This window comes from Pseudoalteromonas sp. FUC4, assembly GCF_008370255.1.
GTDB lineage: Bacteria > Pseudomonadota > Gammaproteobacteria > Enterobacterales > Alteromonadaceae > Pseudoalteromonas.
In genome coordinates this window covers 187705-203381 of the sequence record NZ_SEUI01000003.1, presented here as the reverse complement: position 1 = coordinate 203381, position 15677 = coordinate 187705, and the positions used below count along the sequence as shown (strand labels likewise).

The following is a 15677-nucleotide window of genomic DNA, read 5'->3' as shown; positions in this document are numbered from 1 at the left end:
AGATGGCAGATTATGCGATAGGTGATTTACAAGGGTGTTTTAGTGAATTTAACACCCTTTTACAACGGGTTGATTTTAACCCAAGTAAAGATCACCTATATTTAGTTGGCGATATAGTTGCTCGCGGGCCAGACTCCCTAGCCTGCTTAGACTATATTTACCAACATCAAAATAGCATGACCATCACTTTAGGCAATCACGACCTTCACATGATTGCCTGCTACTTTCTTAGCAAACCCACTAATCCAAAAGATAAATTAAACCCACTATTTGAAAGCCCTAAAATGGCTAACTACATCGCTTTTTTACAAACCCAGCCATTGGCTTTAGAGCTTATAAAACATAACTGCTTTATATCTCACGCGGGATTAAACCCCGATTGGTCTGTTGAAGATGCGCTAACACAAGCCCAATTTGCACAAAGCTGTTATCAATCAAGTAGCGCTAAAGCATTTTTTGAACACATGTATCAGCCTCACCCCGCTAGGTGGTCTAACACCCTTGATGACTTTGCAAAGTTTAGATACATAGTTAACTATTTTACCCGTATGCGTTTTTTAACGAGTGACAACAAACTTGAGCTTAATGCAAAGGGCGCAGTAACCGATAGCCAAACATTAACGCCTTGGTTTAACCATCCTAATATTGCAAAAACTAAACACGATATTATTTTTGGCCACTGGGCAGCACTTGAAGGTAAAACGGGTAATCCACGGGTGCATGCCTTAGATACAGGCTGCGTATGGGGTAACACCATGACTCTAATGGAGCTAAGTACTAAAAAAGTAATTACAGAAAAATCCCACCTTTCGTCTAAATAAACTGAAAAAAACTAATACATCTGTTAGATTTATCAATTAATAGTTAAAATTAGTTAAAGTAATTGATTTTAATTACTTAACTTATCTGAATTAAAGCCGATAAGTCTTAATTGAAGTACTTTTGAGTGGAAATCTTATGAACCTGACAGTAAGCCAACGTATTTGGGGTGGTTTTATATTTATCACCTTATTATTATTAATAATTGGTGGTAACTCCTTAATAAAAATAGCAAACATCGATCGTTCTACTCAAAAGGTGAACCAACTATCACTTCCTGCATTAAATAAAAGCTCTGAGCTGCAAGCCGAATTTATTTTAATGAGTAAAGCAGCCCAAGCGAGCTTTTACACCACATCGGCCAATGAGCTTGCTCCGATAAAAGCACAAGTCCTTGAGCAAAAACAGTTATTCAACACTTTGCACCGTGAGCTTCAAGACGTAGTAAAAAACGATACAGCGCTTAATCAAAGTAGCCAAAACGTTGAAAAAACCTATTTAAGCTTTTTAAGTACTGTTGAAAGCTTACTAACAGATAAAAGCAAACAACTTGCGCTTAATAAATCTTTGAATGCACAACTCGAAAGCATTGAGCTTACAGCTGAGGATGCCAATTCAGTTGTACTTGATATTATTGATATAGATGGGTTTGAGCAAAACTATCCACGTGCTTATCAAGCTGCAAATAATTTAGAAAACAACTTTATGTCGGTAGTTAGTAACAGCACCGACATGCTAACTGTTAAAACACTTAATACACTCGACATCGTTAAAAACGAGCAAACGTATTACTTAGAAGAAGTAATACGTACCGTTGCGTTAATTCAACCTGCTATTGAGCAAACACATACCGACCTATATTCAAGTCTAAAAGAGTATGTTGATATTTTAGAAAGTAATATCAAGGGGAGCAATGGCTTAGCTGCAAACAAAAAGCGTTTAATTAATTCTATTACGCTTACGCAAACAGAGCTTGCCCAGTCGGAGCAAGCAACCAAAATGGCACTTAACCAAATTGATGAGTTAGTTAATCAAGCAAGTGACGTTGCGTTCAAATTACAGCAAGGTGTACGTAGCGACGTAGATTCAGCTAATTTATGGACCTGGGTTGGTATGATCATAGCCACTTTATTAGCTATCGCGATTGCTATTATTACCGTTAGCCGCATTACTAAGCCCCTTGCTGAAGTTAACCGTATTTTAGATATTGTTGCCAGTGGTGACATGACACAACGATTAGACGACAGCGCTAAAGACGAATTTGGCGAACTATCTAAAAGTTGTAATACGCTAATTGATAGCTTACGCAGCTTAATTAAAGGCATTATTTCCCGCTCTACTCAGCTTGCAGCAGCATCAGAGGAAACATCTGCCATTACCGCTGAATCAAGCCAAGCAATCCGTAATCAACAAGCACAAGTTGAACAAGCGGCTACTGCAACAACCGAAATGAGCAGTACATCGCAAACAGTTAGCAACAGCGCTCAACAAGCACTTAGCGAAATTAAAAATGCTGACAAAGAAGCTGAGCGTGTTAAAGGTATTTCGAACAACAATAAAGCAACTATTGAACAGCTTGCTCGTGAAGTAGATGACGCTTCACAAGTTATTAATAAACTACATCAAGATAGCGCATCAATTGGCAGTATTTTAGATGTAATACGAGGAATAGCGGATCAAACTAACTTACTTGCACTAAATGCCGCAATTGAAGCCGCACGTGCTGGTGAATATGGCCGAGGCTTTGCTGTTGTAGCAGACGAAGTACGCTCACTAGCGAGTAAAACTCAAGAGTCGACCCAAGAGATACAAGCGATGATTGAATCGCTACAAACAGGCGCAGAAGCCGCAGTAACGGCAATGAGCAAAGGTAAGCAACGCGCTGTATCGTGTGTTGAGCAAACCGACCTAGCAAGTAGCGCACTTGATTCGATTACATTTGCCGTTTCGCAAGCACACGATGTAAGTGAAGAGATTTCGACAGCCGCGCTTGAGCAACAACAAGTAGCACAAGAAATTAGCGAACGTCTTGAGTCGATTGTAGCCATAGCAGAGCAAACAGCCGAAGGTGCTAATCAAACCAACATCTCAAGTTCAGAAGTAGCAAAACTTGCCGAAGAACTTCGCTTGTCGGTAGACGAATTCAAAGTTTAACTTTACTAAAGCGATTAAAAAACCCCGATGATACGGTGTATCATCGGGGTTTTTGTTTATAGTTAAAAACTAAATCAGCAACAAAAATAACTACTTTGATGATCAAACCAATCAGAATAGGTTTTTGAACTATTTAACCTTATTATTCTCTAGTTAAATATTTTAGTAAATTCAAAGTAGTTAGCACTAAAAATAGCTGCTTAATACCAATCGGCTTATATATGGGGTCTATTTAACGTTAAGAAAATTACGCTAGAACTAGGCGAAAATTTTTGTATCTAGTTCTTCTAAATAAAAAATTTTTAACGACGTTATAGTGCAGTTTAATCCGTTAAATTGATCAAAGATTTATGTAGGTTGGTATAAGATAGATTTATTATCCAGTATTCACATTACTTATATATCAATTACTATAATTTAGGCGCTTTAGTAAAAGTAATACCATTTATATCTTTACTCGAAAGGTGCGGCCCCACATTCAATGGCCAATCTATCTTTAAATCCGCATCATCCCAACTAATACTTACTTCTGCACTTGGGTTATAGTAATCAGTGCATTTATAGACAAATTCAGCTTCTTCACTGGTTACGTAAAAACCATGTGCAAATCCTTCAGGCACCCAAAGCTGGCGCTGGTTTTGAGCTGATAAATACACACCAACCCATTGTCCAAGCGTTGGAGAATTTTTTCGTATATCTACTGCAACATCAAAAACTTCACCCGACACTACGCGTACAAGTTTACCTTGTGTGTTTTGTGTTTGAAAATGCAAACCACGTAAAATACCTTGCTTTGATTTTGAATGATTGTCCTGTACAAACTGTGTTGGCTTTTTAGCAACCATTTCTTCAAACTTTTGTTGGTTCCATGTTTCCATAAAAAAACCACGTTCATCACCAAATACAGCTGGCTCAATGATTTTTACATCCGGAATTTTTGTATCAATAACATTCATCTTACTTACCTATTTATTGGTATTGCTTGATATTTTTTAGTGCTGCTTGCCAATCACTTGGCTGTACTGCAAATATATTAGCTATTTTGCGTGTATCTAACATCGAATTAAACGGACGCTTCGCAGGGGTTGGATATTCTTGTGTTGTTATGGCATTTACCTTTACGGGTATTTTAATTAAATCTTGTGCCAATGCAGTATCAAATATTGCAGCAGCAAACTGCTGCCAACTCACCTGGGGAAATCCTGAATAATGATAAACACCAAACTCGGTGTTACCATTATGAACAGCCTGAGCAATAGTAATAAGCGTTTTTGCTATATCGCCAGCATAAGTAGGCCCACCAAACTGATCGCTAACAACACTTAACGTCTCATGTGTTTTTGCTAAACGGAGCATTGTTTTTACAAAATTATTACCATGCTCACTAAATACCCATGCAGTTCTTAAAATAATATGCGAGGGGCATTCTGCCGCCACAGCGTTTTCGCCCAAAAGCTTAGTTTTACCATATATACTTTGTGGGTTAACTGGCTCAGCTTCGTTATATAACCCCTGCTTATCACCAGAAAAAACATAATCAGTTGAAATATGCAATAAACACGCATTTACATTATTTGCAGCTATCGCTAAGTTACGCGGGCCATTATAGTTTATAGCACTCGCTTGCTTTTCATCAGTTTCGGCTTTATCTACCGCTGTATATGCCGCAGCGTTAATAACTATATTTGGTTTAAAATTATTAATAACGTAGTTAACTTGCTCTGCATTAGTTATATCTAACTCTGCTCTATTAAGAGCTAAAAAAGTAACGTCAGGTAAGTTATTCAATAGAGTTACTAGGCTGGTGCCTACTTGGCCGTCTTTACCGGTGATAAGTACTTTCATCACTAAGCCTCAGTAACTAAACGTGTTAAGTATTGCCCATATTCATTTTTCATCATTGGCTTTGCTATTTCAAGAAGCTGCTTAGAGCTTAACCAACCGTTTCGCCAAGCAATTTCTTCTAAACAAGCTACTTTTAAGCCTTGTACATTTTCGATCGTTTGTACAAATGATGATGCCTCATGAAGGCTTTCGTGTGTGCCCGTATCTAACCAAGCAAAGCCACGGCCAAGTAGCTCTACATTCAATGTGCCATCAGTTAGGTACATTTCGTTAAGGGTTGTAATTTCAAGCTCGCCACGATTCGATGGCTTTACTTGCTTAGCAAGTTCAACAACGCGGTTATCGTAAAAATAAAGCCCTGTTACTGCATAATTCGATTTTGGCTTAATTGGCTTTTCTTCTATTGATATTGCTTTCATATTTTCGTCGAATTCAACAACACCAAAACGTTCAGGATCTTTTACTTGGTATCCAAAAATAGTCGCGCCAGTCTCTCTTTCAGCCGCATTTTTTAATGTTCGGCTAAACGATTGCCCGTAGTAAATATTATCGCCAAGCACCAGGCAAACGTTATCGTTGCCAATAAACTCCTCACCAATTATAAATGCTTGCGCTAAACCATCCGGCGAAGGTTGTACGGCATACGTTAAATTAATACCGTAATCTGAGCCATCACCTAATAAACGTTTAAAGCTCTCGTTATCTTCAGGAGTGGTAATAATTAAAACATCACGAATACCAGCCAGCATCAATGTTGATAACGGATAATAAACCATTGGTTTATCGTAAACAGGCAATAACTGTTTTGATACGCCACGGGTGAGTGGGTAAAGGCGAGTGCCTGAGCCACCTGCTAAAATAATTCCTTTCATGTTTTTTACTCCTTTAGTTGCGAATTTATTTCGCCAAGACGCTCACGCTGGTAAGAGCCATTTTGCACGTTTTCACACCATTTTTTATTAGTTAAATACCACTCAATCGTTTTACGCAAACCTGTTTCAAACGTTTCTATTGGAGTCCAATTAAGCTCAGCACTCATTTTAGTTGAGTCAATTGCGTAGCGTCTATCATGCCCTGGACGATCGGTTACATAAGTAATTTGCTCTGCATATTTTGTATTTTTAGGTACTAAAGTATCTAAAATACTACAAATAGTTTGCACTACTTCTATGTTTTGCTTTTCATTGTGGCCGCCAATATTATAAGTTTCACCAACCACGCCTTTAGTCACAACTTTATATAATGCTCGAGCATGGTCTTCAACAAATAGCCAGTCACGAATCTGGTCGCCTTTACCGTATATAGGTAATGCCTTACCCTCTAAAGCATTTAATATGACAAGTGGTATTAGTTTTTCAGGAAAATGAAACGGCCCGTAATTATTTGAGCAGTTAGTAACAATAGTAGGAAAACCATATGTTCGAAGCCAAGCACGTACTAAATGATCACTCGATGCTTTACTCGCTGAATACGGGCTACTAGGGGCGTATGATGTTTGCTCTGTAAATAAAGGAAGTTCACCCTCTTGTTCGTCAGGATGAGGTAAATCGCCGTACACTTCGTCTGTAGAAATATGGTGAAACCTAAATTCTTCTTTAGCATCATCAGCCAAGGCATTCCAATACTCTCGAGCAGCTTCTAGTAAGTTATATGTACCAACAATATTAGTTTGAATAAAATCGCTTGGCCCTGTAATCGATCTATCAACATGGCTTTCTGCAGCTAAATGCATTACCGCATCCGGTTTATGCATGAAAAACACACGATCAAGCTCTGTTCGATTACAAATATCAACATGTTCAAATGCATATCGATCGCTTTGCTCAACTGATTGCAGAGACTCTAAGTTACCGGCATAAGTAAGCTTATCAAGGTTAATTACTGAGTCTTCTGTATTGTCAATAATATAACGTATTACTGCAGAGCCTATAAAACCTGCACCACCTGTTACGAGTATTTTCACGTTAATCCTTTATATTAATTTTCAATCGTTTTATGTAAAACTTTTTAATATTTAGTTATGTGTATAAAGTCAGAGCTAACACTCCTAACTAATTACTAAATAATTATTAAATTGTCATTTATAAAAACCTTTATACCACTTAACTAATTCGTTAACACCTTGCTTAACGTCAACCTGCGCTTTATAACCTGTCGCATTAAATAAATCTGTGGTGTGAGCAAAGGTTTTATAAACATCACCGGCTTGCATTTCACGGAAGTTCTTTTTAGCTTCAGTACCTAACTCTGCCTCAATAGCTTCAATAAACTTCATTAAATTTATTGGGCTCCCGTGACCAATGTTATAAACGGCATAAGGAGCAGAGCTAGATGCTGGCGAACCAGTTTCTACTCGCCAATTCGGGTTCGCAACAGGTATAACATCGGCAGCACGAACAACACCTTCTACTATGTCATCTATGTAAGTAAAGTCACGCCACATATCGCCGTTGTTGTTTATATCAATCGTTTCACCGGCAAGTATTTTTTTAGTAAAAATATACGGCGCCATATCTGGGCGACCCCATGGGCCATAAACAGTAAAAAAGCGTAAGCCTGTTGTAGGTAAACTATATAAATGAGAATAGCTATGTGCCATTAGCTCATTCGCTTTTTTAGTAGCAGCATAAAAAGATACTGGGTGGTCAACACTGTCAGTTGTTTCAAACGGTGTTTTTTCGTTTAAGCCATATACAGAGCTAGATGAAGCATAAACTAAGTGCTTAACTTTATTATTACGACACCCTTCAAGCACATTTAAGTGCCCTACTAAGTTAGAATCTGCATAAGCATCAGGATTTTCTATTGAATACCTAACACCGGCTTGCGCCGCTAAATGGATTACTTTATCAAACTGCTGTGCTTTAAATAATTCGCTCATTGCTGGGCGTTCACTTATATCAAGCTTAATAAATGAAAACGCTTCATGGCTTTCAAACTGCGCTAAACGAGCTAGTTTTAAATTTACATCGTAATAGTCGTTAAGATTATCAATACCGACTACTACATGGCCGGCCGCTAACAATTTTTGGCATGTTGCCGCGCCAATAAAACCAGCAGCACCCGTTACTAAATATTTCATAAACACCTTAATTTCTTTAGGTCAAAGGTCAAAAGTCCTAATCCCAAGTTTCAATAGTTTTCATTAAGGCAGGTATCATTTTTGATAACTGCCTAGACTCTTCTACCCAGGTCCGTACTTTTACCTCAATGCCTTTAACTTTTAAAGCTCTGCTTATTTTCTAACGCGCCAGCAAGCAAGGCGCCTACAATAATAACACCACAATTATACGGCTGAGTCGTAGGCGTGAAGCTTGCTCACGCACAAAAAACTAATTTCAACTATAAGCCTTTAACCTTTGTTTATTAATCACTACCAAACAAATCACGAGTATAAACTTTTTCAGCAATATCACTGAGCTCTTCAACCATACGGTTAGATACAACAACGTCAGATATTTGCTTAAACTCATTTAGGTCTTTAATTACACGAGAGTGATAAAACTCATTTTCTTCAAGTACGGGTTCGTAAACTACAACCTCAATGCCTTTAGCTTTAATACGCTTCATAATACCTTGTATAGCAGAGGCTCTAAAGTTATCAGACCCAGTTTTCATTACTAAACGATACACACCAACCACTTTAGGGTTATGTTTAATTATTGAGTCTGCAATAAAGTCTTTACGCGTGGTATTAGCATCAACAATTGCACCAATAATGTTGTTTGGTACATTTACGTAATTTGCTCTTAACTGCTTAGTATCTTTTGGTAAGCAGTAACCACCATACCCAAACGACGGGTTGTTATAGTGATTTCCTATACGTGGGTCTAAACTAACACCTTGAATAATCTGTTTAGAGTTTAAGCCATGTGCTTCAGCGTAGCTATCAAGCTCATTAAAATAAGCTACACGCATTGCTAAATAAGTGTTTGAGAACAACTTAATAGCTTCGGCTTCTGTTGAGTCAGTAAAAAGAATTTCAATATCTTCTTTAATAGCGCCTTGCTTAAGTAAGTTGGCAAAAACACTTGCACGCTCGCTTTGCTCACCAACAACAATACGCGATGGGTATAAGTTATCGTGCAGCGCTTTACCTTCACGTAAAAACTCTGGCGAAAATATTAAGTTATTAATGCCAAGTTTTTCTTTAATACTTTGCGTAAAACCAACAGGTACCGTCGATTTAATGACCATAACTGCATTTTGATTATGCGCTATCGCATCTTTAATTACCGCTTCTACAGAACTTGTATTAAAGTAATTGTTTTCTACATCGTAATCAGTGGGTGTAGCTATAATGACAAAATCAGCATTTTTATAGGCTGCCATTTTGTCTGCAGTGGCTGTAAAGTTTAAGTCGCTCCGTGTTAAAAACTCACTAATTTCGATATCAACAATAGGTGACTTTTTATCATTTAAAAGTGCTATTTTTTGCTCATCTATATCTAATGCAACTACTTCATTATTCTGCGCCAAAAGCATTGCGTTAGAAAGGCCTACATAGCCCGTACCGACCACAGCAATTTTCATATTAATCCTTTATATTTAAAAATATTTTTATTATTTTACCAGAGCGAGCAGAGAAAACGAACAAGCAAAAAGTTTATTATTTTCGTAAACATCCGAGCAAACACACCTAGCAGAGTGAATTCAATCAAGTGAAAATGCTCTTAGTTTTTTACTGTAGGTATTATGCACACAAAGACCCCTTAATGACTGGCAAAAATTGATTGGGCAGTAACAAGCTAGTAGCTTATTTATTGACGTGTTTTGTAGGGAAAACAAGTTACCAACTTCAAAATTTTATAAATATCGGTCTAAATATAAGAAGCTGTAAAAGCACCTAAATTAGTCAAAGTGAAAAACAAAGCCATTCCTCATGAAGTCAATACCTCAATCTCGTTATGTAAGTTCTTTATCTAATAGTTCCCGCTATTAGAAGAATACACCACTCTCCCCGACAGTCCTTATACAGCAAGGCCTTTTGCGCGATTTAACTTTACATATGAGACATAAAAACGTCTGAATTTGGCTATTTGAGACACTTTCACCTCGCAAATGGCTGAGATAAAAACGTGTAAAAATACACTTTTAACTTACTCAAGCTTTTCGTAAATGGAAGTATTTTGCATGTAGTTTGATGTTCATTACGCGTTAGGGCCTTCACAGCTCACCTATAGGCCATTGCAGCATCCACCATTTTTCTGGCTTTTACTAAGAAAAATTCACTTTATCTATTGATGAGGTAGTCAAATATTATTAGAATATATTTTAAACCTAATAACTTGTACCTTTATTGCACAAACTACAGGGCACAGGAAGTGCAAGTTTTTTATTACTACAAAGGACGAAGTATGTTTAAAAAAGTAATGACCGTTGCAATGTTGGCTTCTACATTAACAGCGTGTAAATCAACCCCGCCTCCTACTGAGGTTCAGCTCACAAACATCCCTAGCGTTAGCTATAGGATGCCACTCGATCAATCAATTGATATTAGTTTTAACGCATACAATACATGTGTTTCCTCTGGTGACAGCGGTTGCGTGAAGTATGACAGCATAAAAACGGCTGAAGCGTCTGGTGATTTTTTAGTAGAAAAGCGTGTCCATAATGGAACTATCGGATCCGGTGCCGTATACACAATTAAACAAAGCACCGAGCGTACAGCAGATGCTAATATAGTTACCTATCAGCCGGTAAAAATGACGCCTTATCAGCAAGGGTTTATACTCCCTTTTGCTGTGCCGAGTATCGATATAGCTGCTTATCTAAAAAATTCACAGTTTAAAACAAAGTTTGAAATCAACTCTGAATATCCTTCTCAGTCAGTAAAAGCTAACTTTGATCGCCTAATGAAAAAAGCACATGGCAGATTCCGCATTTATGGTAGTAACTCTAAACTGGGTTTAGAGGATTACTATATGACGACAGTCGACGGTGCTAAAGTTGTTATGCTCGTGGAGTCTTTCCCTTATAGAAACGGCTCTAAAGTTGTCGTCAATGCTGTAATTGAAACCAAAAAGTCAGATAAAAACGTGATTGATGTCGCTGAAATTTTGAAAAGCGTAAAAGAAAAAGTCGCTGAAGTAACGAATGCTTAATAATGTGAACGCTCCATCGTCGCCACTACGTGACGATCAATAGGGTTCGACAGCCTAGCTTTTTAAGCTAGGCTGCTTTGTTTTATCAGTCTGTACAGCCACTAATATCGCTTGGATAACGATTTCCGCTCCATTATTAGCTGTAACGCCAGCCAATTCCCTTACAAAAGAACACGCCGACAGCCACTGCAAGATACAGCCAACTTTCACAGGGTTTATTGATATACGTGCTGTCAATGAACCACGCATTCTCTGATTCAGCCACTCCAAACTTCTCCTGTATATGCTTTTCAGAAATGGCCGACGGAACTCACGATTTAAAGTAACGACGCTTACAGCCTAAATAAGCTTTGACCTTTTTAGTTTGTTTTTTCACCCAAATTTGTATGCTTATTAGCATAACATTTCTTTTTTAATGGGTGACCAAATTAACTATGCCACTACAATGTGAGTCTGTTCATATGCAGAACGAATTTTCTATATCATTCATATCCGCACTTATGAAAAAGCTAATTGACGAGGTAACAGGCGTAGATCTTTCTCATTATGCATATGAAGATTTTTTGAACACGCTATTGACGAATCTGATATTGAAATGTTTTCGTACCAAATTGAAGCAGCGATGAATGACTCTTTATGGGAAGTAAAACGTCATTTTTTTTACTGGGTGATGACTCTTTATCTGACGGTAGGATCTGGGAATCAATTCTCAATGATATGATATTAATACTTACCATCCCTAAGCGACTTGTTCATATTGAAAATATAAATCTTAATAGTCCTGCGGCAAAGTTTATTAAAGCAGCCCTCATTAGCTCTTTTAGCGAGGCTCAACGTGGCTTTTAGTATTATTGGGTAGTTAATTATATTACTGCCTCATATATATTGTGAGGCAGTTTCAATACATATCAATACTCACGCACTTTATAAGAATGAGATTATTTTATAATAACGCTTTTATAGCCGCGGCTATATGCTCAGCCTGCGCTTGCGAGGCCACCGAATCTGTAGACTCAACCATAACGCGGATGAGCGGCTCAGTCCCCGATTTACGCAATAAAACACGCCCCGTATCTGCCAATATACTTTCGGCATCAAGTACAGCTTGCTTTACTGAGTCAGTATTGAGTATTTCATCCGCATTATTTTGTGTTAAACGCACATTTAAAAGTACTTGCGGTAGTTTTTGCATACCTGCTACATAGTCTTTTAATGATTGCTTTTGCTGTATAAGCGCGGTTAGTACTAAAAGTGATGCAACAATACCGTCGCCCGTGGTCGCGTAGTCTAAATGTAAAATATGGCCAGAGCCTTCACCACCAAGTTTCCAACCGGTATTTTTAAGTTGCTCTACAACATAGCGATCGCCTACTTTTGCGCGCTTAAATGGAATATTCATGTCTTTCAGCGCAAGCTCTAAGCCCAGGTTCGACATAAGCGTACCTACAACACCGCCATTCATATTACCTTGTAGCTTTACAGCTTTTGCCAGAATATATAAAATTTGGTCGCCATCAACAACATTGCCCGCATCATCAACAAGCATTAGCCTGTCGGCATCACCATCAAGCGCAATCCCAAGGTCTGCATTATTACCTACTACGGCAGATTGCAAGCTATCTAAATGGGTAGCACCGCACTGTTCATTAATATTTAAACCATCAGGTTTATCATTAATGCTGATCACCTCAGCACCTAGCTCGGAATAAACATTAGGTGCTATGTGATACGCAGCCCCATTTGCACTATCAACAACAATTTTTAAACCTTCAAGTGTTAACTCTTTAGCAAATATGCCTTTGCAAAATTCAATGTAGCGGCCGGGGGCATCGTTAATACGTCTTGCTTTACCTAAACGCTCTGAGCTTACACACTGCATTGCATCATTTTTTAATGCTTGCTCAAGCAAGGCTTCAATTTCAAGTTCCTGCTCGTCGTTAAGCTTAGTGCCAAAGTTATTAAAAAATTTAATCCCGTTATCGCAGTAAGGGTTGTGTGAGGCACTAATTACTACGCCAGCATCGGCTCTAAAAGTTGATGCTAAATACGCAACCGCGGGGGTAGGCATTGGCCCAACAAAGGCAACATTTACACCTGCAGCAGAAAGGCCAGCTTCCATTGCTGATTCAAACATATAACCGCTATTACGTGTATCTTTACCGATTAAAATCTCTTTAGTACCGCTTGAGGCTAATACCGTGCCAGCAGCCCAGCCTAACTTCATTGCAAAATCAGGTGTGATAGGAAACGTGCCTACCTTGCCTCTTACACCATCGGTACCAAAATACTTACGTGACATGATTATTCCTTTAAATGTTAAATTATCTGAAAATAAAACAACTTTATAAATGAAAAAGCGCGATTAAGCCTAGAAAATATTGTTTGTAAAATTATTGCTTTCTCAACAATAGTTTTTATTACTTAACCCGTGGCTATTTTTAGTCTTTTACTTATCCGAAGCATAGGCTTTTTCAGGTAAGTCTAATTTACGTCTAAAAAAGTTTATAATTTTACAGTAGTTAATTAGTACAATAAAATACGCTGCAAAAATAATTATAAAACTATAAAACATTAAAAATTCTGGTATTACAAAAATCTCTCCAATTATACCTACACCAGCAAATACAGATGCAATTGAGCATATTAAAATAAGTGTTTGTGTAGGCGTGCAACCTAAGCGTTGGCATATATGGTGTAAATGTTCACGGTCTGGCTTAAATGGAGATTTACCTTGTTTAATTCGGCGTATCATAATTGCAGCCATATCCATTAATGGTAATGCAATTAGCCACAATGCGGTTACTGGGCGTATCATAGGGTTCCCTGAAGTTTGACTTGCACCAATTAATAGCCAAATAACAGTAAAGCCAATCATCATACTGCCGGCATCGCCCATAAACACTTTACGCTCACGACCTATAAGGCCTAGGTTCATAACAATATAAGGGATCATACATACAACCAATAATAAGCATAAATAACTTAAGCTTTGCTCATTAGCCATACTCAATAAAATACCAATAGCGCCAAATGTAACTACCGACAGCCCACCTAATAGTCCATCAATACCATCAACCATATTAAAGGCATTAATACAGCCTATTACGGCTAAAATAGTAATTAAACCACCTACGTAACCATCACCCAAGCTAATATCACCAAAGCCTAATATATCACCAAGCGTAACCAACTCTGCTTTAGCAAAATAAATCATCGCTATAGATATAAGAGTTTGTACCAGCATGCGTATTTTTACACTTAAGTCATACCTGTCATCTAATGCACCAACAGTAGTCAAACCTACAATACAACACATGTATAAGTTCGCGTGGTTAATCATATTAGGGTGTGAATAAATATATTGTACAATAGTAATACATATAGCAACTCCTCCAACTAGCGGGATGTTGCCAGTATGCGCCTTTCTGCCCGAAGGCTTGTCGACCAATCCTACTTTACGTGCAACTTTTCGCATCAAAAACAATATTGCAAACGCAATAAAAAAGGTAAGAAGTAAATCTATAAACATGTTTCATCCTGAGCAGATAGTACTTACGCCATTCCGTTAAGTATTTTATTGTATTGACTATTTACACACTAAAAAGTGTATAACCAAATAATCTTAAGCCTCGTTTAAAAGCTGCTTAACAGCCGCAAGGTATTTATTTATAACAATCTTTTCGTCAAATTCATTTTCAATTTTGTGGCGACTGTTAATACCAAACTTAAGGCGTTCAGAGTGAGGCATGTTTATTATTTTATCTAAGGCATTAGTTAAACTTTCTATGCTGCGAGGCTCGCAAATAAAACCGTTAAAGCCATTATCAACAGTTTCTCTACAACCTACGTTATCGGTTGTCACTATGGGTTTACCCATAGCGCCAGCTTCAAGCAGAGACTTTGGAACGCCTTCGCGGTAATACGATGGCAAAACCATGCAATCAACCTGCGCTATCTCAGCTTCAACATTGTCAGAAGTACCTAAATAATTAACTACACCTTCATTTACCCAAGTATTCATTTGTGCTTTTGAAACTGCGGAAGGATTATCAACATCTAAAAAGCCTAATAACCTAAACTCAACGCTATTACCGTATTTGCTTTTAAGTACTCGCGCAGCTTCTACGTATTGCCCTATGCCTTTATCAAAAAGCATACGAGCAATAAGTAAAAAGCGAGTAACACCATCATCGGGAGCAGGAGATACAATAAAACGGGATAAATCTGCGCCTGAACCAGGTAGTCTATCCGACTTAACGTTCTGAGCTATTCGATGAGACTTAAATAATGCTCTGTCATCTTCATTTTGAAAAAAAATAAAGTGAGCTTTGCTTTGGCTATATTTGTATAAAACCCTCGCTATTTTTGATGCAAGACTTTCACTTATAAATAAAGTACCTAAACCTGCAATATTATTAAGTGTTTTAACACCAGTAAGCTTTGCCACTAACGTGCTATAAATATTATTTTTAGGAGTAAAGTTTAAAGTAATGCATGGTTTATGCTTTTTATATACTTTATAAAAAGCATAAACCGTTGCTAAGTCGTTTACTGGATTAGTACCGCCACTATCAATACTTATTGGAATATAGGTTGCGCCTAGCTCTATTAACTTTTGTGAGTAATCATCATATGGAGCAATTGCAACTACGCTATAACCTTTCTGTAGAAGCGCTAAAATTGTGTTTTTTCTAAAGTTATATAAATACCAACTAGTATTTGCTGTTATTGCACAACTGTGTGTAATACTCATAT

General features: G+C 37.7%; 13 protein-coding genes. 4 read left to right on the top strand and 9 right to left on the bottom strand.

The window, feature by feature from the left end; all coding sequences use genetic code 11:
- Window positions 1–2: 2 nt before the first annotated feature.
- Window positions 3–821 (top strand): symmetrical bis(5'-nucleosyl)-tetraphosphatase, encoded by an 819-nt coding sequence (locus EU510_RS10360; protein WP_149593444.1) that lies wholly within the window; start codon window positions 3–5, stop codon window positions 819–821.
- A 136-nt stretch (window positions 822–957) separates the two neighbouring features.
- Window positions 958–2973, top strand: a complete 2016-nt coding sequence (locus EU510_RS10355) for a methyl-accepting chemotaxis protein (protein ID WP_149593443.1) — start codon at window positions 958–960, stop codon at window positions 2971–2973.
- Between the two features lie 410 nt (window positions 2974–3383).
- Here EU510_RS10355 and rfbC read toward each other — a convergent pair whose 3' ends face one another.
- From rfbC to EU510_RS10325, 6 genes are all read right to left on the bottom strand, one after another.
- Entirely contained in the window at window positions 3384–3929 is a 546-nt protein-coding gene (gene rfbC / locus EU510_RS10350) for a dTDP-4-dehydrorhamnose 3,5-epimerase (RefSeq protein WP_149593442.1), read from the bottom strand.
- A 13-nt stretch (window positions 3930–3942) separates the two neighbouring features.
- A complete protein-coding gene (gene rfbD, locus EU510_RS10345; RefSeq protein WP_149593441.1) occupies window positions 3943–4818 on the bottom strand; it encodes a dTDP-4-dehydrorhamnose reductase in 876 nt (291 codons plus the stop codon).
- A gap of 2 nt (window positions 4819–4820) precedes the next feature.
- A complete protein-coding gene (gene rfbA / locus EU510_RS10340) occupies window positions 4821–5690 on the bottom strand; it encodes a glucose-1-phosphate thymidylyltransferase RfbA (protein ID WP_149593440.1) in 870 nt (289 codons plus the stop codon).
- Window positions 5691–5695: 5 nt separating this feature from the next.
- A complete protein-coding gene (gene rfbB, locus EU510_RS10335; protein ID WP_149593439.1) occupies window positions 5696–6781 on the bottom strand; it encodes a dTDP-glucose 4,6-dehydratase in 1086 nt (361 codons plus the stop codon).
- Window positions 6782–6895: 114 nt separating this feature from the next.
- A complete protein-coding gene (locus EU510_RS10330) occupies window positions 6896–7900 on the bottom strand; it encodes an NAD-dependent epimerase (protein WP_149593438.1) in 1005 nt (334 codons plus the stop codon).
- 284 nt (window positions 7901–8184) lie between these two features.
- Window positions 8185–9351, bottom strand: coding sequence for a nucleotide sugar dehydrogenase (locus tag EU510_RS10325; RefSeq protein ID WP_149593437.1), 1167 nt, complete (start codon window positions 9349–9351; stop codon window positions 8185–8187).
- 824 nt (window positions 9352–10175) lie between these two features.
- Between EU510_RS10325 and EU510_RS10320 the strand changes: the two genes are divergently transcribed.
- Together EU510_RS10320 and EU510_RS10315 are read left to right on the top strand one after the other, a co-directional pair.
- A complete protein-coding gene (locus tag EU510_RS10320; protein WP_149593436.1) occupies window positions 10176–10922 on the top strand; it encodes a hypothetical protein in 747 nt (248 codons plus the stop codon).
- Between the two features lie 636 nt (window positions 10923–11558).
- On the top strand, window positions 11559–11768 hold the full coding sequence (locus EU510_RS10315; protein ID WP_149593435.1) for a hypothetical protein: 210 nt from the start codon (window positions 11559–11561) through the stop codon (window positions 11766–11768).
- 97 nt (window positions 11769–11865) lie between these two features.
- On the opposite strand, the gene glmM is transcribed toward EU510_RS10315, so the two are convergent.
- The 3 genes from glmM to EU510_RS10300 all read right to left on the bottom strand — a co-directional run bounded on the left by glmM (window position 11866) and on the right by EU510_RS10300 (window position 15675).
- Window positions 11866–13221 carry a phosphoglucosamine mutase gene (glmM, locus tag EU510_RS10310; RefSeq protein WP_149593434.1) on the bottom strand — a complete coding sequence of 452 codons (1356 nt, stop codon included), beginning with the start codon at window positions 13219–13221 and terminating at the stop codon, window positions 11866–11868.
- A 147-nt stretch (window positions 13222–13368) separates the two neighbouring features.
- On the bottom strand, window positions 13369–14451 hold the full coding sequence (wecA, locus tag EU510_RS10305) for a UDP-N-acetylglucosamine--undecaprenyl-phosphate N-acetylglucosaminephosphotransferase (RefSeq protein ID WP_149593433.1): 1083 nt from the start codon (window positions 14449–14451) through the stop codon (window positions 13369–13371).
- Window positions 14452–14544: 93 nt separating this feature from the next.
- Window positions 14545–15675 (bottom strand): glycosyltransferase family 4 protein, encoded by a 1131-nt coding sequence (locus tag EU510_RS10300; protein ID WP_149593432.1) that lies wholly within the window; start codon window positions 15673–15675, stop codon window positions 14545–14547.
- Between the last annotated feature and the right edge of the window lie 2 nt (window positions 15676–15677).

What these genes read in the sequence shown, in the direction of transcription:
- EU510_RS10360 (WP_149593444.1), top strand. Translation starts at nt 3, where the DNA reads ATGGCAGATTATGCGATAGGTGATTTACAAGGGTGTTTTAGTGAATTT.
- EU510_RS10355 (WP_149593443.1), top strand. Translation starts at nt 958, where the DNA reads ATGAACCTGACAGTAAGCCAACGTATTTGGGGTGGTTTTATATTTATC.
- rfbC (WP_149593442.1), bottom strand. Translation starts at nt 3,929, where the DNA reads ATGAATGTTATTGATACAAAAATTCCGGATGTAAAAATCATTGAGCCA.
- rfbD (WP_149593441.1), bottom strand. Translation starts at nt 4,818, where the DNA reads ATGAAAGTACTTATCACCGGTAAAGACGGCCAAGTAGGCACCAGCCTA.
- rfbA (WP_149593440.1), bottom strand. Translation starts at nt 5,690, where the DNA reads ATGAAAGGAATTATTTTAGCAGGTGGCTCAGGCACTCGCCTTTACCCA.
- EU510_RS10330 (WP_149593438.1), bottom strand. Translation starts at nt 7,900, where the DNA reads ATGAAATATTTAGTAACGGGTGCTGCTGGTTTTATTGGCGCGGCAACA.
- EU510_RS10325 (WP_149593437.1), bottom strand. Translation starts at nt 9,351, where the DNA reads ATGAAAATTGCTGTGGTCGGTACGGGCTATGTAGGCCTTTCTAACGCA.
- EU510_RS10320 (WP_149593436.1), top strand. Translation starts at nt 10,176, where the DNA reads ATGTTTAAAAAAGTAATGACCGTTGCAATGTTGGCTTCTACATTAACA.
- EU510_RS10315 (WP_149593435.1), top strand. Translation starts at nt 11,559, where the DNA reads ATGGGAAGTAAAACGTCATTTTTTTTACTGGGTGATGACTCTTTATCT.
- glmM (WP_149593434.1), bottom strand. Translation starts at nt 13,221, where the DNA reads ATGTCACGTAAGTATTTTGGTACCGATGGTGTAAGAGGCAAGGTAGGC.
- wecA (WP_149593433.1), bottom strand. Translation starts at nt 14,451, where the DNA reads ATGTTTATAGATTTACTTCTTACCTTTTTTATTGCGTTTGCAATATTG.
- EU510_RS10300 (WP_149593432.1), bottom strand. Translation starts at nt 15,675, where the DNA reads ATGAGTATTACACACAGTTGTGCAATAACAGCAAATACTAGTTGGTAT.